This is a genomic window from Paraflavitalea speifideaquila (genome assembly GCF_032395985.1).
Taxonomy (GTDB): domain Bacteria; phylum Bacteroidota; class Bacteroidia; order Chitinophagales; family Chitinophagaceae; genus Paraflavitalea; species Paraflavitalea speifideaquila.
In genome coordinates this window covers 4,526,932-4,549,344 of sequence record NZ_CP135920.1, presented here as the reverse complement: position 1 = coordinate 4,549,344, position 22,413 = coordinate 4,526,932, and the positions used below count along the sequence as shown (strand labels likewise).

Genomic DNA, 22,413 nt, shown 5'->3' with positions numbered 1-22,413 from the left:
AAAGCCCCATGTTGTATAAAATGCCGGGCGACGACTGGCAAAAGTTTGCCAACCTGCGCGCCCTCTACGGCTATATGTTTACCCATCCTGGCGGTAAACTCCTTTTCATGGGCGATGAATTTGGCGCCACTACCGAATGGAATTATAAAACAGAATTACCCTGGCACCTCCTCAAATATGAAAGCCACCGGGGACTGAAAGATTGTGTTCGCGACCTCAACCAATTACTGCGGCAGGAACCCGCCCTCTATGAAAACCAGTTTAATACAAATGGCTTCGAGTGGGTCGATCTTTCACACCGTCCCGAATGCGTGATGGTCTACCGCCGCAAAGGCAAGGACCCTGCCAATGACCTGCTCATTATCCTCAACCTTACCCCCGTGGTGCGGCGCGACTGGAAGCTGTATGCAGGGGGAAAGAGGCCTGGACTGAAATATTCAATAGCGACCTCGCCATCTATGGCGGAACCGGCGATGTCTTTAATCCGCAAATTTTAACCGCACTTGTGGATAAAAGGAAAATCGATATGAAATAAATATACATTTGCCACCGTTGGGAATTCTTGTACTTAAATAGGCTCTGATTACCTTATAATCCTTTTTTCTATGCGAAAGTACCCATTCGTGTGGCTCCTGCTATGCACCTGTATAGCTACTACCTGTCCGGCCCAAAATGCCGACAGCGCCGCTTTTACACCCAAAAAGGCCAGGCCGAAGAACAGGCCCGCCGCTACCGCGAAGCAGAGAAACATTTTGCCAAAGCCGATCAGTTTGCCCCTGATAATACCACTAACCTCATCAGTTGGGGTAATGTACTCGTAGCCCAAAACCGCTATTTGGAGGCCCGCGAAAAATTTACCAGGGCCGAAACCAAAGACCCCAATAACCCCGTAATTATTGAAAACCTGGCTTCCCTTTCTGTCAATGTGCGTAAATGGGCCGATGCCATCAAATATGCCCAGAAAATGCAGCAAATGAAGATCGGTAGCAAGTCCATGAACTTTTTCATTGCCAAAAGCTACTACGAGTTGGACAATTACGGCGAAGCCCTCAAGTATTGCGAAAAGGCCTTCCGGGATGACTCTACCATGGCCGAAGTCGTCTATATCGCTGCCCGCTGTTTTGTGGAAATGAGCAACTATAAAAGAGCCGAAGGCTGCTACCAGCAAGCCATTGCCCGCGATTCTTCCAACGCCAACTGGATCTTTGAGGCTGGCATGGTAGCCTATGCCATCCCCGACGATAAAAAGCCGTGTATTGGTTTGAATTGGCAGGCGCTAAAGGATACAAACGCACCGACGTGTACCTCGAAAACCTGGCCAATGCCTACCTCAACCTCAAACAATACGACAAAGGTCTGCCCCTCCTGAAGGCCGTGCTAGACCACAGACCACAGGATGCCGAACTTATTTATAATGTGGGTGATGCCTATTACCGCAGCGGTAAATACCAGGATGCCATTGATACCTGGGATCAGATATTGACCATTGATAAGAAAAACTCCAATGCCCTCTACATGATCGGGCTGGCGTACCAGAAAAAAGGCGATAAGCAAAAAGGCGAACAATTGTGCAACCAGGCTATTGCTATGGACCCCTCCCTTAAAGACCTGCGCCAGGAAAAAGATGCCCGGAGGCATGTAATACCTGTAAAAATAACGTAATTTGAGAGGGATGCTTGATGAAGGTATCCCTTCTTTTGTGTATAGACTACACACCAATAATTCCTGCCTTGCCGGGCCCCTCGGCCATCAATAGTCCCTCCTGGATATACCCTAATCGAGACCTTGTAGAGACCTTATCGAGACTTTAACGAGACCCATATCCGTGCTATCTCTGCCCACCAGCCGTACCAGGTACTGCTTCCACGGCGCCTCCAGCGCTGCTTCCCATTCCGGGAAGATTCTCTCGCAATATGCCACCCACGTGTCATCCCTCGGCCCATTTATTCCAATAACTACCTACACTTCAGTTTATTAAATGGCCATTTAAAAGCATAACAATCTATTACAAATTTCCCGTTAACCCCTTATCTTTGCCCCCGCCTTTTCCTTCCGGAATACCCGGGGTGAGGAAATGATTTTTAGGCAGATAACCTCAAATCTAGCATAGTGGCCGCAACCAAATTCAGTAAAGAGACTTATTTGTACTGGTATGAACTGATGCAGCTTATCCGTCAGTTTGAGCTCATGGCAGAAGAAAAGTATAAAATGGACGGTAAGATCCGTGGCTTCTTCCACGCCTATATTGGGCAGGAAGCCATTGCCGCTGGTTGTATGACCGCTACCCGCCTCGAAGATCCCTTTGTGACCGCTTATCGCGACCATGGTCTCGCCCTGGCCAAAGGAGTTTCTCCCGATGCTTGTATGGCCGAACTCTATGGTAAAGCTACCGGTGCTGCCAAAGGTAAGGGTGGATCCATGCACTTCTTCGGTAAAGACGTCTATTTCTTTGGCGGTCACGGTATTGTGGGTGCTCAAATTGGCACCGGGGCCGGACTGGCATTTGCTGAAAAATACAAGGGTACCGACAATGTAGCCCTTACTTACTTTGGCGATGGTGCTGCCCGTCAGGGTATGCTCCATGAAACCTTCAACATGGCCATGACCTGGAAATTGCCGGTTGTATTTATTTGCGAAAACAACAATTACGCCATGGGTACTTCTGTAGAACGTACCAGCAACGTAGTGGATATTTATAAACTGGCAGATGCTTATGAAATGCCCGGTGATACCGTTGATGGTATGAGCGCCGAGGCCGTACATGAAGCCGTCTCCCGCGCTGTGAAAAGAGCCCGCGAAGGCGATGGTCCTACCTTATTGGAAATTAAGACCTACCGCTACAAAGGCCACTCTATTTCCGATCCACAGAAATACCGTACCAAGGAAGAAGTAGAAGAATACAAGCAGCGTGACCCCATTCAGCTGGTATTAAATACCATCCTGAAGAATAAATATGCTACAAAAGACGAAATTGCAGCTATCGATAAACGCGTAAACGAAACCGTAGAAGCTTCTGTAAAGTTTGCAGAAGAATCTCCCTGGCCAGCTGATGATGAAGTCCTGAAAGATGTGTGCATGGATCAGAATTATCCGTTCATCGTAGACTAGTCTTTGAACATCGAGCCTTGTAAATTGAACATTCAATTCACAAGGCAAACCCAAACAAACCAACATTAAAACAAACGAACAAACATGGCTACTGTGAATCAGCCAACCGGGCAAGCGCCTGTAGAAAAGACTTCTGAAGAAAGAGTAGTGGCGGGCGCCCAACAGTTTTGGAGCAAGAACAGCAAATTGATCGGTATAGCACTGGCTGTTGTAGTATTACTCGTAGGTGGTTATTTCGCCTATAACAGTTTCTTCAAACGTCCCGAAGAATTAAAAGCTGCTGAAGCCGCCTGGAAAGCTGAAGAGTATTTCAGAACCGATTCAGTGAAGCTGGCTTTGAATGGCGATGGTATCAACCAGGGATTCCTGAAAGTGATCTCCAAATATGGTGGTACTAAAACCGGTAACAGAGCTAAATTCTATGCAGGTGCTTGCTACCTCCAACTAGGCGATTTCAACAATGCCGTTAAATACCTGAAAGACTTCTCTTCCAATGAAGTGGTGGCCAATATGCGCGCCAACGGTTTATTGGGCGATGCCTATTCCGAACTGGGCAAAAAAGAAGAAGCCATCGGTTATTATAAAAAAGCAGGAGCTGCTTTACCCGAAGATGAAGTAAACTCTCCTGAGTACCTGTTCCGTGCTGCCCTGCTGTTGCAGGATGCCGGTAAAACCAATGAAGCTATTGAATTGGCAAAACAGGTAAAAAATAAATATCCTCGTAGCATTATGCCACAGGCCCAAGGCGGTCAGGATATTGATAAGTACCTCGGTAAATGGGGCGATACAAAATAAGTAACTTGGCAAAGCTAACGACTCCTGGCTCATTGCTCGCAGCTCGTAGCTTCTCAGAACCTTGATTGAATTATGGCCGAAGTAAGCAATAGTATATTATTACAAGTCAACACAGGCATTCTTAAGAAGGATGCCTGTGTTGTTATTGTACGCACTGAATGGAATGCTGCTATCATTGATGAACTGGAGAAAGGCTGCATACGGATATTAGAACAACAGGGCGTAAAACATATCCATATTGTAAATGTTCCCGGTGCTTTTGAAATACCCTTTGGCGTAAAAAGCTATTGGGATACCAACAAATACAAGGAAGACCGGCCAGATGCTTTTATAGCACTGGGCTGCGTATTACGCGGCGATACCCCCATTTCGATTACGTATGCCAGGGTGTTACCCAGGGCGTATTACAACTTAACCTCACCCTTCCTGTACCTACCATCTTTGGTATACTTACCGTAGATAACCAACAACAGGCCGATGAACGCATTGGCGGTAAACATGGTCATAAAGGCGAAGAAGCTGCCATTACCGCCATCAAAATGATTGCATTGGTCAATTCGTTTCACAAATAAATGCCAGGCTCAGCCCCTTACCTGCACTCAAAGTCCCTTTTAGGGCAGCAGCGGGCAGGGGCAGGCTACGGTAGGGAAAGCATGAACGTACAACTTTTTATACCTTGTTTTATTGATCAGCTGTACCCGCAAACAGCCTTCAATATGGTGAAAGTATTGGAGAAAATAGGCTGTACAGTACAATACAATGCCGAACAAACCTGTTGCGGCCAGCCAGCTTTTAATGCCGGTTTTCAGCGCGAAGCCAAAGAGGTATGCATCAAATTCCTCCGCGATTTCAGCGGAGCCGATTATGTAGTGGCCCCCAGTGCCAGCTGCATTGGCTTTGTACGCAATTACTATCCAAAACTATTCGATAACTCTTCCCACCACAATGAGGTCAAAGAACTCCAAAAACGAGCCTTTGAATTTACCGACTTCCTGGTCAATGTCATGAAGGTGGAAGACCTGGGCGCATCCCTCCATGCCAAAGCCACCTATCACGACTCTTGTGCAGCTTTGCGGGAATGTAAAATAAAACCAGAACCGAGAGCTTTGTTATCCCATGTAAAAGGATTGGAGCTTACCGAAATGAATGATGTAGAGACCTGCTGCGGTTTCGGAGGTACTTTCGCCGTTAAGTTTGAACCCATATCCATGGGCATGGCCGATCAAAAGGTTACCAATGCTCGCCAAACAGGCGCCGATTGTATCATTTCTACCGATCACTCCTGCCTCATGCACCTTGATGGCTATATCCGTTATAAAGGACTTCCCTTACAAACCATGCACATTGCCGATGTACTGGCCAGCGGCTGGTAAACGAATAGAGAGGTGACACCTTTCTTTTGCTACGCGAACGAAAGGTGTCACCTCTGGTTGAATAGCCGCTGATTGAATAACCCCTGATTAATAAAGACACACACTTATCATATGCGTAACCTCGAATGGAAAACCCTTAAATCCGAATACCTCTTCAAAGACCTTTGGTTTACCGTACGGCAGGATACCTGCGAACGGCCCGATGGCAAGATCGTTACCCCTTATTATGTATACGAATTCCCCAACTGGGTGACTGCCCTGGCCTTAACAGAAGATGGAAAGGTGATCCTGGAACGGCAATACCGGCATGGATTGGGAGAGGTGCATTATGAAATTCCCGGCGGTTGTGTGGATGATACCGATGCCAATTACGAAGAAGCCATTGCCCGTGAATTATTGGAAGAAACCGGTTATACTTTTACCAAATATGAATACCTGGGCAAGATCAGCGCCAACCCTTCTACCAACAACAACCTCATGCACATGTACCTGGCTACCGGTGGTAAATTGGTAAAAGAACAATCACTGGATGACAATGAAGATATAGAGATACACCTAGCCACCATCGACGAACTAAAACAAATGCTTGACAATAACGAGATCATCCAGGCCATGCATGTCACCGCTCTTTATTATGGGCTGAAGAAACTGGGTGCGCTGTAGCTTAAGAGTCCACAAGTGAGTAAAGACCGAAAGTCCGTATGTCCGGAAGTCCGTAAGTAATACAGCGGTTGTTTTCCCGTCTTCCGGACTTTCCGACTTTCCTAACTTTTCCGACTAAATAGCCACTTCTCCTACAACAAATACACTGCCGCATACAATGATCAGGTCATCCTTATGCGCCTTGTATAAGGCTGCTTTCAAGGCCGTATTCACATCCCCATAGGCTTGTCCATGCAGATCGTGGGTAGCTGCTTGTGCTGCTAGCTGGTCTTCCGGTAAAGCCCTTGGTATTTGAGCTTTCGTAAAATAATAAGCGGCTTCCCGTGGCAATTGCTGCAGTACCTTTTCTATCTCTTTGTCCTTCACCATGCCAATAACAATATGCAGGTGATTATAATTGGTGAGTTCAATTTGTGATACGATCTGCCGCATGCCATCTTCATTATGCCCTACATCCAATACCACAGTTGGGTGGCGGTGAATGAGCTCCCAACGGCCATGTAAGCCCGTGAGCGCTTTTACCTGGTGCAAGGCTTCCTGTACCGTTTCAAGCGGTAGCTGCCAGCCCAGCTGTTGCAACTGATCAACTCCCTCCAATACCGTTACCAGGTTCTTCGTTTGGTAATTACCAGGCAAGTCAAGCCGGTAGGCAGTCCGTTCATCGTGCCCATTGCGCGTAACCTGCACTTTCAATTCATGGTGCTCATATTTCCAGTCCGTTACATAACGCAATTGATCCGCAAAGAGTAATGGTGATTGCCTTTCTGCGGCTATTGCTTCAAATACTTTCCGCGTAGCAGGTACTGTTTCCCCTATAACAACCGGTATGCCCGGTTTAATGATCCCTGCTTTTTCAAATGCTATTTCCTCCAGCGTATTGCCCAGCAGGTTCATATGATCCCAGCCAATATTCGTAATAATGGATAATTCCGGGGTAATGATATTCGTACTGTCCAGCCGGCCACCCAACCCCGTTTCAATTACTGCTATATCTACTCCTTGTTGAGCAAAATAATCAAAGGTCATAGCCACCGTGATCTCAAAAAAGGAAGGCTCTATCTGGTCAATTGCCGGTTGGATACGGCGTGTGAAATCCATGATAAAATCTTTTTCTATCATCACTCCATTGATCCGGAAACGTTCCCTGAAATCGCGTAGGTGAGGGGAGGTGTAGAGACCTGTTTTATAACCCCCTGTTTGCAAGATGGCTGCCAACATATGACTGGTAGAGCCTTTCCCATTCGTACCCGCAATATGGATCGTTTTGAATTGATCTTGCGGATTGCCAATGTAATCGCAAAGCGCTATCGTATTCGTAAGGTCCTTTTTATAAGCCGCTGCACCAATGCGGCTAAACATGGGCAGTCGGGTAAACAGATAATGTAGCGTTTCTTCGTAAGTCATGGTGCGTATTGGGACCACAAAGCTATAAAAGCAACGCCACGGTTCCAAAACCGTGGCGCTACTTATATCGAAGGATTAGTAATTGCTGGTTAGTTGGTAATTCTGAAGTTCAATTCAAAGGTTACAATCTGCTCTTCGGCGGCATTGGCATCAACATTTAGCTTAAAATCTTTAGCTTTCCTTAGAGCAATTTCTTTATGTTGACTGTTGCCTGTTGTGCCTCTTAATACAATACTGGCATCTACTACACGTCCATTGGTTCCAAATTTCACGGCAACAATTACTTTACCTGGTTCATCAAAGTCATCGGTAAGGCTGGGCCAGGCAGTCACCTTTCGATTGCCCAATCCCGATCTCACTGAGATGCCGCCCCTGCCGTTCCCGCCACCTGTATAATTATCCGAGTTGGGATTGCCTCCTGGTCTTCCCTGGTCGCCTTGTCCACCTGCTATACCCTGGTTACCGCCTTTCTTATACGTATCTGCTTCATTGCCGCCTGTGCCAGTTCCATTCACGCCTTTAAATACCGCTTTGGGTTTGACTACCACAGGGGCGGGTGGTGTTTCCACGGGTTTCTTGACCGGTTTACTTTTCACCACATCTTTTTCAGGTGTTTTAGTAGCTGTTGGTTTGGTAATTGTGGGCTTCTTGATAACAGGAGCATCCGGCTCATTGTCTTCCGCTATTTCTTTAGCAGGTTCTTCATGAACAGGTGTAGGTGCCGGAGGCGTATAAGCTTGTTGTTCGGCAGGCGCCGGAGGGCCAGGCTCAAAAGGTTGATCATCACCCATGCCTGCATCACTACTGCCCAGGTTCACCTCAATGCCTTCTTCTACAGGCGGCTCCGGTAAGGGAGGTAAAGACCATCGCACAAAAAGGAAGATCACCAGCAGGAGGGCACATACCAATGCAGTATAGCCACCTGCCTGAATATTCTTCTTTGATTCAAAATTGTCTACCATATACAAGAGATTCGATTACACGAATTTACCAATGTTTTACGGTAAAACGCTACAAAGAGTATGCTAATTGCATAGGCAACTGTTTGCGAACTGTTAAAAGAACCCTCTTTCGTGTAACTTGTCCTGGTTCGTGTTATCCCAACCTTGTTGCCTCGATATCTTAATGCCTCGTTGCCTTTACTTAAAAAAGATATCATACGCAAAACGCAGGATCGTACCGCATACTACTACCAGGAAGAGGATGCGTATAAACGAATTGCCTTTCAGGATGGCCAGCCGTGCTCCCGTAAAACCACCCAGTGCATTACAAACCGCCATGGGCAAGGCAATCGCATAAATGATCTTGCCACTGATGGCAAAGAAAATGATCGACCCCAGGTTCGTGGCCAGGTTCACAAATTTGGCATGCGCACTGGCCTTCAGGAAGTCAAAACCCAATAACGTCACAAAAGCAAGGATGAGGAAACTACCGGCGCCCGGACCAATAAAGCCATCATAAAAACCAATAACCAGGCTAATACCGGCTGCATACCACCATTGCTGTTTATCACTATGGTCTTTCTCCGTATGCGCCCCAAAGTTCTTTTTCGTATACGTGTAAATAGCTACCCCGGCCAGTATCACCAATAACACCGGTTTCATAAAACTGCTGCTCACCAGCGTTAATAATTTAGAGCCCGTGAAAGCGGCACAGAACGCAATAGCCGTCATAGCCGCCAGCCGTTTATAATCCAGCTTCACCGTGCGCGCATATTGAGCCGCAGCAAAACTGGTTCCGCAAAAGGCGGGTATCTTCAGCGTACCCAATACCGTAGCCACCGGATACTGCGGCAGCAATACCAATCCTATCGGTGTTTGTATCAATCCCCGCCACCAACTATCGCGTCAACAAATCCTGCCAAAAAGGCTGCAATGCAAAGAAGTATAATTTCAGTCGTCATATCGTCAATCGTGAACCTGCCATTTCCACGCCCCACTCACCGCTCTCCATTTACCACCAGCTACTTTTTCAAATTAGCAATCACCACCCCTGTTATAACCAGTATCCCACTCAGTACATGCACCATCGTGAATTGCTCACCCAGTATCAACACTGCTTCCAGGATGCTGAATACCGGTATCAGATTACCAAACAAAGCCGTACGCGCAGCGCCTAACCGCGCAATGGCCATATTCCAACACAGAAAGGCCAATACCGATGCCCCTGCCCCCAGGTAAAGAATGATCAATACCAGGTTCATATTCCACTCGATGGGCGCTGCATGCGTCAGTTCTATTAAATAAAAGGGCAACAAAAACAACGTGCCCGTAGCAAATACCGTGAATAAAAACTAAGCGGATGTACGCCACTGGGCTTGCGCTTCACCATAATATTGTAGATGGCAAATGACAAAGCCCCCAGCAATACCCAACCATCACCTGCGGAAAAACGGAAAGCCTTTAACCGTTCCCAGCTCCCCTGCGACAACAACCATACAATACCGCCCAGGCAAAGCAATAACCCCACAATACGCAGTGGCTTGATGGGTTCTTTTAAAAAGATAGCCGCCAGTATGATCGCAAAAACGGGCGAAGAGGTAGTACCAATTAGCGCCAGGTTAATGGCCGGTGAATGATGCCCCGCTATGTATACAAACGTATTAAAGAGCGACACGCCGGTGAGGCCCGTCCAGAAAAAATAACTACGATGTTGAAGTAAGATCCCTTTTTCCTGACGCACATATTTCCAGGCCAGTGGCAGCATGATCAGCGTGGCCGTTATCCACCGGTAAAAGCCAATCCCACAGGCGGTATCTGTTTGATCACCCCACGCGCTACCACGAAATTGCCCGACCATACAATCGTAGCCAATACAGCCAGTAAGATCCCCGTATATAGTTCCTTTTTGGAAATACTCATCGAGTTAGTGATGCGCAAAAGTAATCCTTTCCGCTTAACTGGTTGGCTGCCTCACCAGCCGCCGGCAGGCCATGAGTCCCAGCAGTGGCCCTGGCGCCAACGTCAGAAACACCGTGGCATGCGGATAACAGTTGAACAAAAACTGACTACTGGTGTGCCGAACCATTCACAGCCAACATCACCGGCACAAAAGCCCATAACGTATACAACTCCCACATATGACCAAAATAACCAAAAGCCGCGGCACGGAACTCCTTCGACCTAAATACCTGTCCTATCATAGAAGGATGAAAACCCGTTGCCTGTTTTTTGAAAGGACCGTCCGGAATAAAACAAATGACTATCAGGCCGCCCGTAACAGCAAAGCCAGAGGTAAAGAACATGACCTGGTGCCAGGATAAATGCCAGCCAGGAGAAACCCTGTCATAAAACGAAACAGCAGTATGCTGCTATAACTGTCCGAAAACCAAATGATGCCCATATTGGATCCCGCTGCCAAAAAGAGCAAAGCAGAAACACTTTAGAAGGAGAAAAACGGTCGGTGATAGACAGGATGGAAAATCCCAAAGTGCCTGCTATGAAGCCAATTTGTACCGCCGAGGTCATCTGGCCAATGGCATGCGGCCGGCTGGCCAGTGCGGGAATATCAGCGAGGATGGCATTACCGGCAAACCAAAGCTAGGTACCGGTAAACTGGGCGATCACAATTAACGGCAGTATATAGGCGGGGCGTGGAGAATTCAAAATGATATTGAGTGCTGTTTAAGCCTTGTAAAATTACTGACCTCCTTACCAATTAAAACAGTTGTCAAAAGAATTTTTCAGTTAATAATATGCCGTACCCCTTTCTGCGCATGACAAAATATTGGTTTAAATGTATAGATTTGGCCGCAATTGCCATAAACAGGAAACCGACACATGGTATTGACAGCTATTTTAATCTTACTGTTTGCTTTTCTGATTATTCGGCTTACACGCCGTGGGGATGCTGGTCTCTCCAGGGCAGAGGTAGTGGCCGCCTTTGCATTCAAAGTACTTTTGGCCTGCGCTTATGGCTATCTTTTCCTTCATTATTACGGGGGCGACGATACCTGGAAGATCCACAACGAAGCCCTGGATGAGTACAAAGTGTTGATGAACGATCCCGCTAAGTTTTTTGGAGACTTTAACCCGGCAAGGGTTTGGCGCAAGATCAACAACGATCATTGGCTGGCGCTCCGCATATACCTGGCCGATCTGGAATACTTTCAAATAGCGAAGCCCCTGGGTATTTTCAATATCATTAGCAAGGGTAACTACTATGCCAATGCTGTATTTTTCAGTTTCCTCACCTTCTGGGGCCATTATTGGTTGTTTAAACTCATGACAACCCTATTCCCCCAAAAAAGAAAAGCCCTTCTGCTACTTATTTTTTTCTTCCCACCCGTTGTATTTTGGTTAAGCGGCATACGGACAGATGGGCTGATCTTCTTGTACCTGTCCTTACTACTACTGCATGCCTTTAAGTGGCTACACCAACATAAAAAAAGTTCTATCCTGTATGCACTCCTGGGCCTGATAGGCATTTTGATACTCAGGGATATGCTCATACTGCTGCTGTTGCCTGCATTGATCAGCTGGTTTGTCACCATAACGTTCAATCGTAAGCCACTGCCCGTTTTTGCAATAGTATACAGCCTGTCAATATTGTTGTTTTTCAGCACCGCCTACCTACCCGGTGTTCCTAATTTACCGTTGGTGATCGTGGAGCGTCAGCAAGAGTTCCTGGCCCTGAAAGGCAATACCAGGTTTCAATTGGATCCACTGCAGCCCGCAGTGGAAAGTTTTATGAACGTGTTGCCCCAGGCCGTAAGCAATACTTTCCTAAGGCCGTTTTTGTGGGAAGCCAAAGGCTTTTTGCAGCTCATGGCGGCAGTCGAAATTATGCTCTGTTGGGTATTGGTAGCCCTGGCATTGATAAGGCGCGATAAAACCATGCCTGCTTTTTCTACCTGCCCTGTATGCTGGGTATTGCTGTTCTTTAGCGTCTTTCTTTACCTTTTTCTTGGGTATGTAGTCCCTTTCCCAGGCGCCATCGTACGCTATAAAGTGATACCCGAATTATTCCTGATGGCCCTGCTGCTGGTACAGATCAGACCACCGAAAGGGAAATTGCTGTCTTAAATAAAAATGTATAAGTTCAACACTTAGGCTCCAAAGTGACATCTTTCAACTTGCTGGAGACGCAAAGGTGTTTGGACACAAAGGAGACACCTTTTTCTGCCAACGCAAACGAAAGGTGTCTCCTTTGCTATTAACTGCTAATAATGGGCAAAATCCGCTTCATAGTTCCCTTGATCCGTTCCATGGGAGGGTTGAAGTAACCATACTTCACATTCGGGAATTCTTCCCTGATCAATTCCTGCAATTGCTTGATTCCCAGTAGATCACCGGCTTCGTAAAGATTGATCTTACCCAGGTACCAGTCGGGATCGATATTGAAATTGCGCCACTGGATCATCGTCAGGTCCGTATCACGGATCAGTTTGCGCAACGCTTCATATTCCGCTTCACTATCCGTCACCCCAGGAAATACAAAGTAATTGATACTGGCCCAGCCACCATGCCGGCGCATCACTTTCAGGCTCTCCACAATGTCTTCAAACTGGTAATTATTGGGGCGGTAATACGCCTCATAGATATATTTCTGTGCCGAATTGGTACTGACCCGGATGGAGTTGAGCCCGGCTTTGCACAGCGCATCTACTGCAGCCGGCTTGGACCCATTGGTGTTGATATTGATGCTGCCTTTGCTTGTATGCTTGCGCATTTCAATGATCGACTGCCGGATGGTTTCCCACATCAGCAACGGTTCTCCTTCGCAGCCCTGTCCAAAACTTACAATAGGATAAGGGGCGCTTTCCAGGTGCGGTACCGTAAACTCTACGATCTCTTCGGCCGTAGGTTTGAAAGTAAGGCGGTCCTGCGTGGAAACGATCTCCTCATCCGCCGGCTGAACGAGATACAGCCAATACAATTGGCATTACAGGCCGGAGAACTGGGTATGGGGCATTCCCAGCGACCCATGAAGTAATTGCGGGCGGCCGGGCAATGGTAGGTCAGTGCACAATTATTGGCCAGGTGCTTGACAAGCCTATTATGCGGGTAAGCTTCCAGGAAATGCGCTACCCCTGTATTCACCACTCTTTGGTCAAAACCAGCGCATTCCTGCCTGATATCCTGTTCAATACGAACTGCCGGCACATAAAGCTGGTTATCGAGCCAGCCGGCGGCGGTATAACAAAACAAGGGCAGCGTAGGCGCATCATGCCCCGTTTCATAGGCAGCCAGGTATAAACCTGTATGAGCGGGCGGAATAAAAGCCGCTACAGCCCAGCCCTTCTCACACAACCGCATATCGCCCGTTTCAACGTCGATCCCAATACCCCGGCGGCCAGGTAATTCATACATCGAGCCCCCATCAGGCAACACAATCCAGTCTTCCACAGGCACCTCAAAGGCATCCCAGCCCGCACGACCCGAGGCATACAGCGTGGTATCTTCAAAAATATTCCCCTTTCCGTCAGAGTACAGTAAATACGGCGATTGTTTTAATACAGACATGTTTGTTATAATTCACGAGTACACTAAGGTTGACCAGTTGAAAAAATTAACCGGAGCGCCTGATTCTGGTGCCACCTTTCGTCCGCCACCATTGATTATCAGTGCCCTGTCAACTTATAAACCTTCCAACTTTTCAACTAACTACCTAGATAATGCCTGCAAAATTCGTGAATTTGATCGAGTTCTTCGAATGCAAGATTTTTTGGAGGTCAAACTGATAAGATTTATCAAAGGACGTATTGATCGTAATACAGTCATATTGCGCATTTACCCCATTTACATGCGTCCACAACAGGAATTTGCTTTCCGGTAGCGAGGGGATGCGGATGCCCGTATGGTGAATGGCCACATATTCTTCCGAATTGAGCTGCTTTTCGCAATAGAACAAATAACTGTAAACCAGGCACAGTATGATATGCAGACTGCCCATCAACCAATTCCTTTCCATAAAAAGAACAATACCAATTCCCAGGAAAAACAGGATCTCCGTGAGCCGGAAGAACAGGTTTACCTTGGGCATATCCCTAAGGATGTTTTTTCCCGCAATTACCAGGATAAAAATGTCCAATGCCATTAATAATAAACAGCCCAGGTAAATGGGGCTACTTTCGGGCTGCTTGAAGTGCGAAATAGCATGTACCAATATTAATCCTCCTGCAACCAAATGCAAAAGGCGGCCAGCTTGCTTTAATTTCTGAAACGAGGGGTGTACAACGGGTAATGATAAGGAGTTCATGCCGCAGTAGTTTAATGAAAGATGCACGGACAAGATAATTCCATAAATCAGCCGGCAAAATAAATAAATAGCTGGCAAGTACGAATGAATTAACGTTATTTTGAGGTGTGACTGCTCTTAAAGAGCTATAAATTATGGCCTTAGATAAAACAATTGCCGTTAATAGCGTAAATCGCCTATTGAATATTGCGGTGCAATTTATTACCACAATCATGCTTTCCAGGTTAATGGGAGTAGAGGGCTATGGAATCTTGTCATTGGTCATTGCTTCCGTCACCATATTCAATTTATTTACCTCGTTTGGTTCAGAAGGGGGCATTACCTATTTTATTGCTTCAGGAAGAATAACGCCGGCAGTTGTATACTGGTTTGTCCTGCGTATCCTTTTATTACAGTTTATGATCGCCCTTATAGCCGCAGTGTTGTTAATCATCTATAAGCGATCCTTCATTCTTGCGCTTTCTCCCTGGAGGCTGTTTTGGCGGGTATGATGTTGGTATTTAGCATGTCAGTTACCGAAAAGATAACCGCTTTATTCAATGGCTATCATTTGTATACAGTTCTTAACCGTTTTTCACTGATTAGTAATGTCGCTATAGTGGTGGTACTGGCCTTATATGCGTGGGGGCAATGGGGTTGGCGCAACCGGTTATCTGAGGGCTTTTATCCTGTTATCTTTTTGCAAATGATAGGCCTAGTGATTACATTCAGGAAAGTAGCAGGTGTTAATTTTAACCTGAAAAGCCTTGATTCCGGTGAAATAAAAAATTTCCGAACCTATATTGCAATAATCTATGCTGCCAATCTAATACAATTCCTTGCTTATCGCGTAGACTATTGGATTCTGAATTATTATTATAATGAAAAAGAGGTAGGGTGGTACGCCCTGGCAGTAAAGCTTGCGCAGTTCTTCTGGATCGTTCCAAATCTGCTGGCCAGCATCCTGTTTCCTCAGGTAGCAGGGCGGTTACTAAATGCCAGCACCGAAAACATAATAAAGCTGATCCGAATTATGAATATTATTAACATGGTATTGGCTGTAATTGGTGTGCTGGTGGCAGGATGGTTTATTCCGTTTTTCTTTGGTAAAGATTACCAATCCAGTTTGGGCCTGTTTCTTTGGTTGTTACCAGGTATTTTACTGTTGTGTATCACCACCGTATTGGCTGCTTTTTTTGCTGGCATCAATCAGTCAAAGATCAATCTTTATGGCTCTGCCATTTGTCTGATAGGCGTTTTGCTATTGGATTTCCTGCTGATACCCCGTTGGGGAAAAACCGGGGCTGCAATTGCCAGTACAATTGCTTATAGTATTACAGCTTTTACAGCGTTTACGCATTTTGCCGTTTCTCCAAACAACCTTTGCAGCGTGTTTTAATCCCTGTAAAGGCCGATTGGGAGGCCCTCATTCAAATAAGTTGGAGGTTTATTGGGAAAAGAAAATAATACCTACGTTTTGTGGTTACCATCCTGGTATCCAAATCGCACAGACGCATTTGCCGGTGATTTTATTGAACGGCATGCCCAAGCGGTCAGCTTGCATATAAAAACAGTGGTTATTTTGGTAACCAAGGATGAACAATTGCCCACCGGAAAAGTTGAAATTGATATTGCTGTCAACGGTAATCTTATTGCCTATAAAGCCTATTATGGGGTTACAAAGCACAATACGATCCTGGAAAAATTACAGTCGTTTCGTCTGTTTAAACAAATTCAAAAGCAGGTATTGGCCATCGTGGAAAAGGAATATGGCTCCCGGCATTGATACATGTACATATAGCTATGAAGGCAGGATTCCTGGCCCTGCATTTAAAAAGGAAAAAAGGGCTGCCTTTTATTGTAACCGAACATTGGTCAGGTTATTACCCGCAATGTACACCTAACATATACCACAGTAGTTATTGGATACGGAGAATGACAAAAAGGTACTCGCGAATGCTGATTTGTTTTTGCCAGTCACCCATCAATTGGGCCAAATTATTAACGGGCATTTGTTGAAGGTTCGCTTTCATACCATAGCCAATGTTGTTAATACCGAGCTTTTTATTACCAACCTTGTACTCCTCAACCTTTCAGGTTCCTGCATGTTTCCGCAATGAATTTTCACAAAAATGCGGAGGGCCTTATTGAGGCTGCCGCGAGACTCTCTGCTACAGGTTGCCAATTCGAACTGCTGATGGTGGGCAATGATAGCGATGTTCTAAAAAACATTCCCGCCTGCTGGGTGTATTGGATACCTTCGTTTTTTTTACCCCCATACCTTATCAGCAAGTGGCTCTCAACATGCAACAAGCTTCTGCTTTTATATTGTTCAGCAGGTTTGAAAGTCAGCCATGTGTTATCCTGGAAGCATTATGTTGTGGGTTACCTGTAATAAGCACCAACGTAGGAGGAATCCCGGATTTGCTGAATGAGACCAATGGTATCCTGGTTGAAAGTGAAGATATTGATGGATTGGTATTGGCTATGAAATCGATGATCGAACAGTACCAAAGGTTTAACCGGACTGCTATTGCCGAAGCAGCAAAAGCAACATTCAATTATCATACCATCGGGGCCCGGCATATTCAATATTATGATCTGGTATTAAAATCATCAGGGAAGCTGAATATTGCTGGTCAGCTCGCTTAAAATTTGCAAACTCCTTCCAAAAGTAGCAGGGACGACTTTTCACAAAGATTCATACTTGTTCGATTCAACAATGCTTGTAAACTAATGATGAGGGTATTATGATTTTATTGGGATTATTTAACCCTTTAGTTTTTCAATGAGACTTACATAATCCTGCATGGCTGCTTCCTTGGTTTTACCCTTTAATCCTGTCCATGCTTCAAACTTGGCTTTGGAAACAAAATCAAAAGGATTGGCTGGCGGATCAACATTTACATCACCTTCGGTAGCTTGTTTGTACAGAGAGTACAATTGTAGCAGCGTGTCATTGCTGGGACGGTCGGATAATGTTTTACTGGCTTCTATAGCTTGCTCAAAAGGGTTTTCAGGTCCATATTCACATTAAGTTTATCGCGAATGTAAGGAAAAGTCTGTAGTCTTTAAACAGAATTTGATTTATGTATTCGATAACACTATCGTTTACTTACACTTATTGTCAGGTATGATGGCTGTGGGCATTTAGCGACTAAGGTGAGTCTCCCTGCCGTGCTGCTTTGCCGGGCTGCAGGGAGGCCCACCTTTACAGCTCTTTGAAACATTCGTCCCGCACCCTGGTATAAACAGTAACGTCCCGTGGAAACGGGACGTTTGTTGATCGTACTTATATAATATTTTTTTGAAGTAGTGGGTAAAACCTTCTCTTACTGTGATACCATACACTTGCCCGGTAGTTCCTACTCATTTACAGGAAACACAGATACAGTACAGTTAAAAGCAATGCACCTAACAATACGCGCCTTCTCAGGAATTGCTCAGGAAAAGCTACACTTACTGTAGCTACCTTGCTAGGTTGTTGCTTTACGTGGCGGCCGGGTACTGAAGGATGTATTATCATACTGTTAAGGTTGGCATGGGTTATTCAAAGGGCGTACCAATTTTTTTACCTTGATTACAAGCTGTTTATACCTACAAGGACTAGCTACCATTTCCCAATTCTGTTTCGATATTCCCCTTGTGGGATAAACAAGGAAATAAAAGACCCTGGAAGCCAGGGAATGGACGGCTCAACATATCCATGAAAATTATATACTGATTACATACAAGATAAATTCTTAACTTCCTTACCATTTTAATACACTCAAAACCAGCGTTTATGAAAAGCAGATTAGCAGCCATCATCCTGGCGGGTTTCGCCATCATGGGTACTGCAGCCACCACCATCGTCAATGCCGACTTTAAAGGTGAATGGACTTTCAATGAAAAGAAAAGTAAACTCAGTGAAGGCCGCTTCAGGATGAATGCACAAAAGATAAAAGTATCGGCCGATGGTGACGCCATCGTCATCGAGCGTACTTCCAATGCACCGAATGGGGAATCAAGAACCAGTTCCGAAAAAGATCACCACCGATGGCAAACCTGCCGAAAGCACCGTATTTGGTAATTCCAAGAAAGTCTCCACTGCTAGCTGGAGCGCCAGCGGTGAAGAGCTGACCATCAATTCCACCACCAATTTTGAACGCGATGGCAATACTTTTGAAATTAAGGCCGTAGAGATCTGGAAATTACAGGATGGGGGTAAATCACTGTCCATCGACAATACCACCACTTCTCCCCGCGGTGAAACAAAAAATACCTTTGTATACGATAAGAACTAGCGTAGGCAGTATAGCAAGATATCAATGGTCCCTGCCTTGTGCGGGGATTTTTTATTTCCGGTATTATCTATGTAGAATGTATTATATAAATACATAATTTAGCGACCCGGATCAAAATACAATAGGCTCATAAGATTAGTAGCGACTAACCATTAACTGTACTTATGAGCGATCGCAAACAAGAAGAACAAGTCAAATTTTTAACAGAGACCTTCAAAGTTTTAGTTACTATATTCCTGGCCCTCACTGGCGGCCTGGCTTTCCTGGGAAGGATTACTTATCCTGAAAACAATTCTTCAAAGGAAGCCTTTGATAATGTTCTGTTAGTTTTAGGGGCTGTATTGGATGCATTTATTATTATTGCTATATTTGGAGTGTGGTTTGAGATAAAAGAGAAAATTAAAAAGCTGTGAAATGGACAACACCCGGATTATATGGACCGCTATTATCGGTGGAATTTTAATAATAGGCTTCATGGCTGTCTTTGTTGACATTATCCTTTTTCCAGAAAACAGCGCAAGGATATTGGTCCCTGCCCCGATCAAAAAGCTGATACCACTGAAAAGAAGCTTTTGTGCGTATTAAACTCCTGAAAGAAATATCCCACCTCTTAGAGCAAAAGAAAGCCTTCAAAGCTTAAAGTCACCCTAAAATCAACTACTTTTGCACCTCCTAAACAGAGGAAGCAAGTACATGAAGAATATCCGCAATTTTTGTATTATCGCCCATATTGACCACGGAAAGAGTACCCTGGCAGACAGATTGTTACAGACCACCAATACCATCAGTGAACGGGAAATGATGGACCAGGTACTGGATGATATGGACTTGGAACGGGAAAAGGGTATTACTATCAAGAGTCACGCTATCCAGATCAATTACAAGCATAAAGACGGGCAGGAGTATATCCTGAACCTGATCGATACACCTGGCCACGTAGATTTTAGCTACGAAGTGAGCCGGGCACTGGCTGCCTGCGAAGGAGCCCTGCTGTTGGTTGACGCCACCCAGGGTATCCAGGCCCAAACCATTAGTAACCTGTACCTCGCCATTGATAATGACCTGGAAATCATACCCGTTATCAACAAAATTGATATGGACGGGGCCATGATCGAAGAGGTAAAGGACCAGATCATTGAGCTGATCGGCTGCAAACCCGAAGATATCCTGCTGGCCAGCGGCCGTACCGGCATTGGCGTGGATGGAATTCTGGATGCCATCGTAGGGCGTATCCCTGCCCCCAAAGGTGATCCCGAAGCCCCATTACAAGCACTGATATTCGATAGCGTATTCAATAGCTTTCGTGGTATTATCGTGTACTTCAGGGTACTGAATGGTACCATCAGGAAAGGAGATATCGTTAAATTCGTTTCGACCGATCAGAATTATGAAGCGGCCGAAGTAGGTATCCTGAAACTGAAGATGAGCGAAAAAAAGGAAGTGGGCGCGGGTGATGTAGGCTATCTGATTACTGGTATCAAAAATGCCAAAGAGGTAAAAGTGGGTGATACCATCACCAACTCTGCCCGGCCTACTACTGAAATGATCAAGGGTTTTCAGGAAGTAAAACCCATGGTATTTGCCGGTATCTTCCCGGTTAATACAGACGAGTTTGAGGAACTGCGCGATTGCATGGACAAACTGCAATTGAATGACGCCTCCCTGACCTATGAACTGAAACCTCCCAGGCCCTTGGCTTTGGTTTCCGTTGCGGATTCCTGGGTATGCTACACATGGAGATCATTCAGGAACGCCTGGAAAGGGAATTCGATCAAACCGTGATCACCACCGTTCCCAACGTAAGTTTCATTGCTTATACCACCAAGGGCGAAAAGATCATTGTAAACAATCCTACCGAGTTTCCCGACCCCGTAAAGACCGATAGGATAGAAGAACCTTTTATCAAAGCACAGATCATTACCAAACCCGAATATATTGGTAATATCATGACCCTTTGCCTGGGCAAGCGCGGTATTTTGCTCAACCAGAGCTACCTCACCACTACCCGTGTAGAGCTTCAGTTTGAAATGCCACTTACCGAGATCGTGTTTGATTTCTATGATAAGCTGAAAAGCCAAACACGCGGGTACGCTTCTTTCGACTATCATCCCATCGGCTACCGCGATAGCGATATCGTAAAAATGGATATCCTGCTGAACAGCGATAAAGTCGATGCCTTGAGCGCCCTGATTCACCGCAGCCGTTCACAGGACTTTGGTCGCAAGTTGTGCGAAAAACTAAAGAACTATTGCCACGCCAGCAATTCCAAATTGCCATCCAGGCAGCAGTAGGAGCCAAAGTATTGGCCCGGGAAACCATCTCGGCCATGCGTAAGGACGTAACTGCCAAATGTTATGGTGGTGATATCAGCCGTAAGCGTAAGCTGCTCGAAAAGCAGAAAGAAGGTAAGAAACGTATGCGTCAGATTGGTAACGTGGAAGTACCCCAGGAAGCCTTCCTGGCAGTATTGAAGTTGGATGATTGATAAAACCGGGCTTCTTTCCTATATTGCTATATTATGAACAGAACGCTGCTGTTGCTGGCAATACCCCTACTTTTTACTCAATTAGTCAAAGCACAAGATATTAAGCTGATCCGCTTCCGGGATGATAACCCCGGACAGCGGATTTTGCATTATTATATTGCAGGTGTACAGGATCATCGTAAAGACACCACCTCTCTGGGCACACTGAAGACAGGCCTGTTTGGTAAAAAACAGTCGCCGTTAATCTCGAATACGGTGCTTCCTCCTCCCTGTGGCGGTATGTCAAAAAGAACTTTGTACAGGATACTGCTTTTACGCCGATGGAATTGCATATTACCGATTTGAGATCAAGGAAAGCCCTGCAGGTCTAAGAACCAAAGTGGAAACAGTGATCAACCTTTCCTTCTTTACAAATGGTGAAAAATATACGATTACAAGGCACATGCTGAAGTGCAGACCATGGGCGATGTGCTCAGGCATATCGAGGAGGGAATACGACTGAATGTACGCAACAGCCTGCTCGACTTTGACGGCTTCTGGGGTAAAAACAGGTTGCTCCATGAAAAAATGCAGCAGTAAAACTGCTGGTTGAAATGGGGCAACTATCCAATGATGCCAACTTGATAGCGTATACCCCTGACCGGCCGCTCACCGTAAACGATTTTATTGCCATACCCGATGAATTGAGCCGGGCCGCCGCACAAACCGCCAGCGCCATTGCAGTAAAATATTCCTCCAGTGTTGATAGCGGACAGATTAAAGTACTGGTAACGATCATGCCCTATTTTGATAGATCAAGATCCTGGTTTCTTGAGAAATACCAGACCAATCCTACTATCCTCAAACACGAACAAGGTCATTTTGATATCTCTGCCTTAAAAGCCTGTGAGCTGGTCGATACCCTGCGTCAGCAACAGCTTACCAAAGAACATTACCAGGAGAAACTGGAGCATATCCAGGCACAAAAACAACGGGAATTGAATAATATGCAAACTTTGTATGACAACGAAACCCGTCATGGCACGAATGTTCCCACGCAGCAGAAATGGGATAAATTACTAAAAGAAATGCTGGCTTCCAGATCCTGTTACAAGTAAGGTGGGTGGTTGACAAGGGGCAG

At 45.7% G+C, this 22,413-nt stretch carries 31 protein-coding genes and 1 pseudogene; 21 read left to right on the top strand and 11 right to left on the bottom strand.

The features are described 5' to 3' along the window. Positions 1-8 precede the first annotated feature (8 nt). The 8 genes and pseudogenes from RS881_RS31270 to RS881_RS31230 all read left to right on the top strand — a co-directional run bounded on the left by RS881_RS31270 (position 9) and on the right by RS881_RS31230 (position 5,939). A complete protein-coding gene (locus tag RS881_RS31270) occupies positions 9-497 on the top strand; it encodes a hypothetical protein (protein WP_315814342.1) in 489 nt (162 codons plus the stop codon). A gap of 128 nt (positions 498-625) precedes the next feature. Continuing rightward, complete coding sequence (locus RS881_RS31265; RefSeq protein WP_315814341.1) at positions 626-1,369, top strand: tetratricopeptide repeat protein; 744 nt, start codon at positions 626-628, stop codon at positions 1,367-1,369. Continuing rightward, positions 1,300-1,662 carry a tetratricopeptide repeat protein gene (locus RS881_RS31260; RefSeq protein WP_315814340.1) on the top strand — a complete coding sequence of 121 codons (363 nt, stop codon included), beginning with the start codon at positions 1,300-1,302 and terminating at the stop codon, positions 1,660-1,662. Before RS881_RS31265 ends, RS881_RS31260 begins: the two co-directional genes overlap by 70 nt. A gap of 447 nt (positions 1,663-2,109) precedes the next feature. Next, positions 2,110-3,108 carry a pyruvate dehydrogenase (acetyl-transferring) E1 component subunit alpha gene (gene pdhA, locus RS881_RS31255; RefSeq protein ID WP_315814339.1) on the top strand — a complete coding sequence of 333 codons (999 nt, stop codon included), beginning with the start codon at positions 2,110-2,112 and terminating at the stop codon, positions 3,106-3,108. Between the two features lie 84 nt (positions 3,109-3,192). After that, positions 3,193-3,903, top strand: a complete 711-nt coding sequence (locus RS881_RS31250; RefSeq protein ID WP_315814338.1) for a tetratricopeptide repeat protein — start codon at positions 3,193-3,195, stop codon at positions 3,901-3,903. A gap of 72 nt (positions 3,904-3,975) precedes the next feature. Continuing rightward, positions 3,976-4,475: pseudogene (ribH, locus tag RS881_RS60155) on the top strand (6,7-dimethyl-8-ribityllumazine synthase). 144 nt (positions 4,476-4,619) lie between these two features. Next, a complete protein-coding gene (locus RS881_RS31235; protein ID WP_315814336.1) occupies positions 4,620-5,276 on the top strand; it encodes a (Fe-S)-binding protein in 657 nt (218 codons plus the stop codon). 111 nt (positions 5,277-5,387) lie between these two features. Next, on the top strand, positions 5,388-5,939 hold the full coding sequence (locus RS881_RS31230; RefSeq protein ID WP_315814335.1) for an NUDIX hydrolase: 552 nt from the start codon (positions 5,388-5,390) through the stop codon (positions 5,937-5,939). Positions 5,940-6,053: 114 nt separating this feature from the next. On the opposite strand, the gene RS881_RS31225 is transcribed toward RS881_RS31230, so the two are convergent. From RS881_RS31225 to RS881_RS31195, 7 genes are all read right to left on the bottom strand, one after another. After that, positions 6,054-7,343 (bottom strand): bifunctional folylpolyglutamate synthase/dihydrofolate synthase, encoded by a 1,290-nt coding sequence (locus RS881_RS31225; protein WP_315814334.1) that lies wholly within the window; start codon positions 7,341-7,343, stop codon positions 6,054-6,056. Between the two features lie 89 nt (positions 7,344-7,432). Beyond that, positions 7,433-8,305 (bottom strand): hypothetical protein, encoded by an 873-nt coding sequence (locus RS881_RS31220; protein ID WP_315814333.1) that lies wholly within the window; start codon positions 8,303-8,305, stop codon positions 7,433-7,435. A gap of 177 nt (positions 8,306-8,482) precedes the next feature. After that, positions 8,483-9,142 (bottom strand): sulfite exporter TauE/SafE family protein, encoded by a 660-nt coding sequence (locus RS881_RS31215; RefSeq protein WP_315814332.1) that lies wholly within the window; start codon positions 9,140-9,142, stop codon positions 8,483-8,485. A 164-nt stretch (positions 9,143-9,306) separates the two neighbouring features. Further along, positions 9,307-9,597, bottom strand: coding sequence for an EamA family transporter (locus RS881_RS31210; protein ID WP_315814331.1), 291 nt, complete (start codon positions 9,595-9,597; stop codon positions 9,307-9,309). Beyond that, entirely contained in the window at positions 9,582-10,049 is a 468-nt protein-coding gene (locus tag RS881_RS31205; RefSeq protein ID WP_315814330.1) for a DMT family transporter, read from the bottom strand. Before RS881_RS31205 ends, RS881_RS31210 begins: the two co-directional genes overlap by 16 nt. Positions 10,050-10,063: 14 nt before the next feature. Continuing rightward, positions 10,064-10,222, bottom strand: coding sequence for a hypothetical protein (locus tag RS881_RS31200; protein ID WP_315814329.1), 159 nt, complete (start codon positions 10,220-10,222; stop codon positions 10,064-10,066). Positions 10,223-10,350: 128 nt separating this feature from the next. Further along, the gene (locus RS881_RS31195; RefSeq protein ID WP_315814328.1) at positions 10,351-10,587 is read right to left on the bottom strand and encodes a hypothetical protein; all 237 of its coding nucleotides are present in this window, start codon (positions 10,585-10,587) and stop codon (positions 10,351-10,353) included. A 541-nt stretch (positions 10,588-11,128) separates the two neighbouring features. Between RS881_RS31195 and RS881_RS31190 the strand changes: the two genes are divergently transcribed. Next, positions 11,129-12,367 carry a hypothetical protein gene (locus RS881_RS31190; protein WP_315814327.1) on the top strand — a complete coding sequence of 413 codons (1,239 nt, stop codon included), beginning with the start codon at positions 11,129-11,131 and terminating at the stop codon, positions 12,365-12,367. 130 nt (positions 12,368-12,497) lie between these two features. Here RS881_RS31190 and RS881_RS31185 read toward each other — a convergent pair whose 3' ends face one another. The 3 genes from RS881_RS31185 to RS881_RS31175 form a co-directional block, all read right to left on the bottom strand. Further along, positions 12,498-13,220, bottom strand: coding sequence for a radical SAM family protein (locus RS881_RS31185; RefSeq protein WP_315814326.1), 723 nt, complete (start codon positions 13,218-13,220; stop codon positions 12,498-12,500). Then, positions 13,127-13,807, bottom strand: coding sequence for a hypothetical protein (locus RS881_RS31180; RefSeq protein ID WP_315814325.1), 681 nt, complete (start codon positions 13,805-13,807; stop codon positions 13,127-13,129). The genes RS881_RS31185 and RS881_RS31180 overlap by 94 nt, the downstream gene beginning before the upstream one ends. Positions 13,808-13,952: 145 nt before the next feature. Continuing rightward, positions 13,953-14,543, bottom strand: coding sequence for a hypothetical protein (locus tag RS881_RS31175; protein ID WP_315814324.1), 591 nt, complete (start codon positions 14,541-14,543; stop codon positions 13,953-13,955). Positions 14,544-14,677: 134 nt separating this feature from the next. Here RS881_RS31175 and RS881_RS31170 point away from each other — a divergent pair, with 134 nt between their 5' ends. From RS881_RS31170 to RS881_RS31155, 4 genes are all read left to right on the top strand, one after another. Then, a complete protein-coding gene (locus tag RS881_RS31170; RefSeq protein ID WP_315814323.1) occupies positions 14,678-15,034 on the top strand; it encodes an oligosaccharide flippase family protein in 357 nt (118 codons plus the stop codon). Positions 15,035-15,048: 14 nt separating this feature from the next. Further along, the gene (locus RS881_RS31165) at positions 15,049-15,921 is read left to right on the top strand and encodes an oligosaccharide flippase family protein (RefSeq protein ID WP_315814322.1); all 873 of its coding nucleotides are present in this window, start codon (positions 15,049-15,051) and stop codon (positions 15,919-15,921) included. A gap of 183 nt (positions 15,922-16,104) precedes the next feature. Then, positions 16,105-16,308 carry a hypothetical protein gene (locus RS881_RS31160; RefSeq protein ID WP_315814321.1) on the top strand — a complete coding sequence of 68 codons (204 nt, stop codon included), beginning with the start codon at positions 16,105-16,107 and terminating at the stop codon, positions 16,306-16,308. A gap of 464 nt (positions 16,309-16,772) precedes the next feature. Next, on the top strand, positions 16,773-17,174 hold the full coding sequence (locus RS881_RS31155; RefSeq protein ID WP_315814320.1) for a glycosyltransferase: 402 nt from the start codon (positions 16,773-16,775) through the stop codon (positions 17,172-17,174). Positions 17,175-17,291: 117 nt separating this feature from the next. Here RS881_RS31155 and RS881_RS31150 read toward each other — a convergent pair whose 3' ends face one another. Beyond that, complete coding sequence (locus RS881_RS31150) at positions 17,292-17,474, bottom strand: acyl-CoA-binding protein (RefSeq protein WP_315824660.1); 183 nt, start codon at positions 17,472-17,474, stop codon at positions 17,292-17,294. A gap of 832 nt (positions 17,475-18,306) precedes the next feature. Between RS881_RS31150 and RS881_RS31145 the strand changes: the two genes are divergently transcribed. The 8 genes from RS881_RS31145 to RS881_RS31120 all read left to right on the top strand — a co-directional run bounded on the left by RS881_RS31145 (position 18,307) and on the right by RS881_RS31120 (position 22,390). Beyond that, complete coding sequence (locus tag RS881_RS31145; RefSeq protein ID WP_315814319.1) at positions 18,307-18,594, top strand: hypothetical protein; 288 nt, start codon at positions 18,307-18,309, stop codon at positions 18,592-18,594. Beyond that, complete coding sequence (locus RS881_RS31140) at positions 18,512-18,808, top strand: TrbG/VirB9 family P-type conjugative transfer protein (protein WP_315814318.1); 297 nt, start codon at positions 18,512-18,514, stop codon at positions 18,806-18,808. Before RS881_RS31145 ends, RS881_RS31140 begins: the two co-directional genes overlap by 83 nt. A 164-nt stretch (positions 18,809-18,972) precedes the next feature. Then, positions 18,973-19,221, top strand: a complete 249-nt coding sequence (locus RS881_RS31135) for a hypothetical protein (protein WP_315814317.1) — start codon at positions 18,973-18,975, stop codon at positions 19,219-19,221. A 250-nt stretch (positions 19,222-19,471) separates the two neighbouring features. Next, positions 19,472-20,590, top strand: coding sequence for a GTP-binding protein (locus RS881_RS61775; RefSeq protein WP_425476296.1), 1,119 nt, complete (start codon positions 19,472-19,474; stop codon positions 20,588-20,590). Next, on the top strand, positions 20,542-21,099 hold the full coding sequence (locus RS881_RS61770; RefSeq protein ID WP_425476295.1) for an elongation factor 4 family protein: 558 nt from the start codon (positions 20,542-20,544) through the stop codon (positions 21,097-21,099). Before RS881_RS61775 ends, RS881_RS61770 begins: the two co-directional genes overlap by 49 nt. Then, a complete protein-coding gene (locus tag RS881_RS61765) occupies positions 21,057-21,293 on the top strand; it encodes a hypothetical protein (protein WP_425476294.1) in 237 nt (78 codons plus the stop codon). Before RS881_RS61770 ends, RS881_RS61765 begins: the two co-directional genes overlap by 43 nt. A gap of 33 nt (positions 21,294-21,326) precedes the next feature. Beyond that, the gene (locus RS881_RS31125) at positions 21,327-21,638 is read left to right on the top strand and encodes a hypothetical protein (RefSeq protein WP_315814316.1); all 312 of its coding nucleotides are present in this window, start codon (positions 21,327-21,329) and stop codon (positions 21,636-21,638) included. 248 nt (positions 21,639-21,886) lie between these two features. Next, positions 21,887-22,390 (top strand): hypothetical protein, encoded by a 504-nt coding sequence (locus RS881_RS31120; protein ID WP_315814315.1) that lies wholly within the window; start codon positions 21,887-21,889, stop codon positions 22,388-22,390. Positions 22,391-22,413 lie beyond the last annotated feature (23 nt).

Bases quoted from the DNA above. Each gene is read 5' to 3' on its own strand.
- RS881_RS31120 (WP_315814315.1), top strand. From the start codon at position 21,887: ATGGGGCAACTATCCAATGATGCCAACTTGATAGCGTATACCCCTGAC.
- RS881_RS31235 (WP_315814336.1), top strand. From the start codon at position 4,620: ATGGTGAAAGTATTGGAGAAAATAGGCTGTACAGTACAATACAATGCC.
- RS881_RS61770 (WP_425476295.1), top strand. From the start codon at position 20,542: ATGGAGATCATTCAGGAACGCCTGGAAAGGGAATTCGATCAAACCGTG.
- RS881_RS31145 (WP_315814319.1), top strand. From the start codon at position 18,307: ATGAAAAGCAGATTAGCAGCCATCATCCTGGCGGGTTTCGCCATCATG.
- RS881_RS31250 (WP_315814338.1), top strand. From the start codon at position 3,193: ATGGCTACTGTGAATCAGCCAACCGGGCAAGCGCCTGTAGAAAAGACT.
- RS881_RS31230 (WP_315814335.1), top strand. From the start codon at position 5,388: ATGCGTAACCTCGAATGGAAAACCCTTAAATCCGAATACCTCTTCAAA.
- RS881_RS31225 (WP_315814334.1), bottom strand. From the start codon at position 7,343: ATGACTTACGAAGAAACGCTACATTATCTGTTTACCCGACTGCCCATG.
- RS881_RS31205 (WP_315814330.1), bottom strand. From the start codon at position 10,049: ATGCTGCCACTGGCCTGGAAATATGTGCGTCAGGAAAAAGGGATCTTA.
- RS881_RS31135 (WP_315814317.1), top strand. From the start codon at position 18,973: ATGAGCGATCGCAAACAAGAAGAACAAGTCAAATTTTTAACAGAGACC.
- RS881_RS31180 (WP_315814325.1), bottom strand. From the start codon at position 13,807: ATGTCTGTATTAAAACAATCGCCGTATTTACTGTACTCTGACGGAAAG.
- RS881_RS31175 (WP_315814324.1), bottom strand. From the start codon at position 14,543: ATGAACTCCTTATCATTACCCGTTGTACACCCCTCGTTTCAGAAATTA.
- RS881_RS31140 (WP_315814318.1), top strand. From the start codon at position 18,512: ATGCACCGAATGGGGAATCAAGAACCAGTTCCGAAAAAGATCACCACC.
- RS881_RS31165 (WP_315814322.1), top strand. From the start codon at position 15,049: ATGTCAGTTACCGAAAAGATAACCGCTTTATTCAATGGCTATCATTTG.
- RS881_RS31220 (WP_315814333.1), bottom strand. From the start codon at position 8,305: ATGGTAGACAATTTTGAATCAAAGAAGAATATTCAGGCAGGTGGCTAT.
- RS881_RS31170 (WP_315814323.1), top strand. From the start codon at position 14,678: ATGGCCTTAGATAAAACAATTGCCGTTAATAGCGTAAATCGCCTATTG.
- RS881_RS31195 (WP_315814328.1), bottom strand. From the start codon at position 10,587: ATGTTCTTTACCTCTGGCTTTGCTGTTACGGGCGGCCTGATAGTCATT.
- RS881_RS31270 (WP_315814342.1), top strand. From the start codon at position 9: ATGTTGTATAAAATGCCGGGCGACGACTGGCAAAAGTTTGCCAACCTG.
- RS881_RS31125 (WP_315814316.1), top strand. From the start codon at position 21,327: ATGAACAGAACGCTGCTGTTGCTGGCAATACCCCTACTTTTTACTCAA.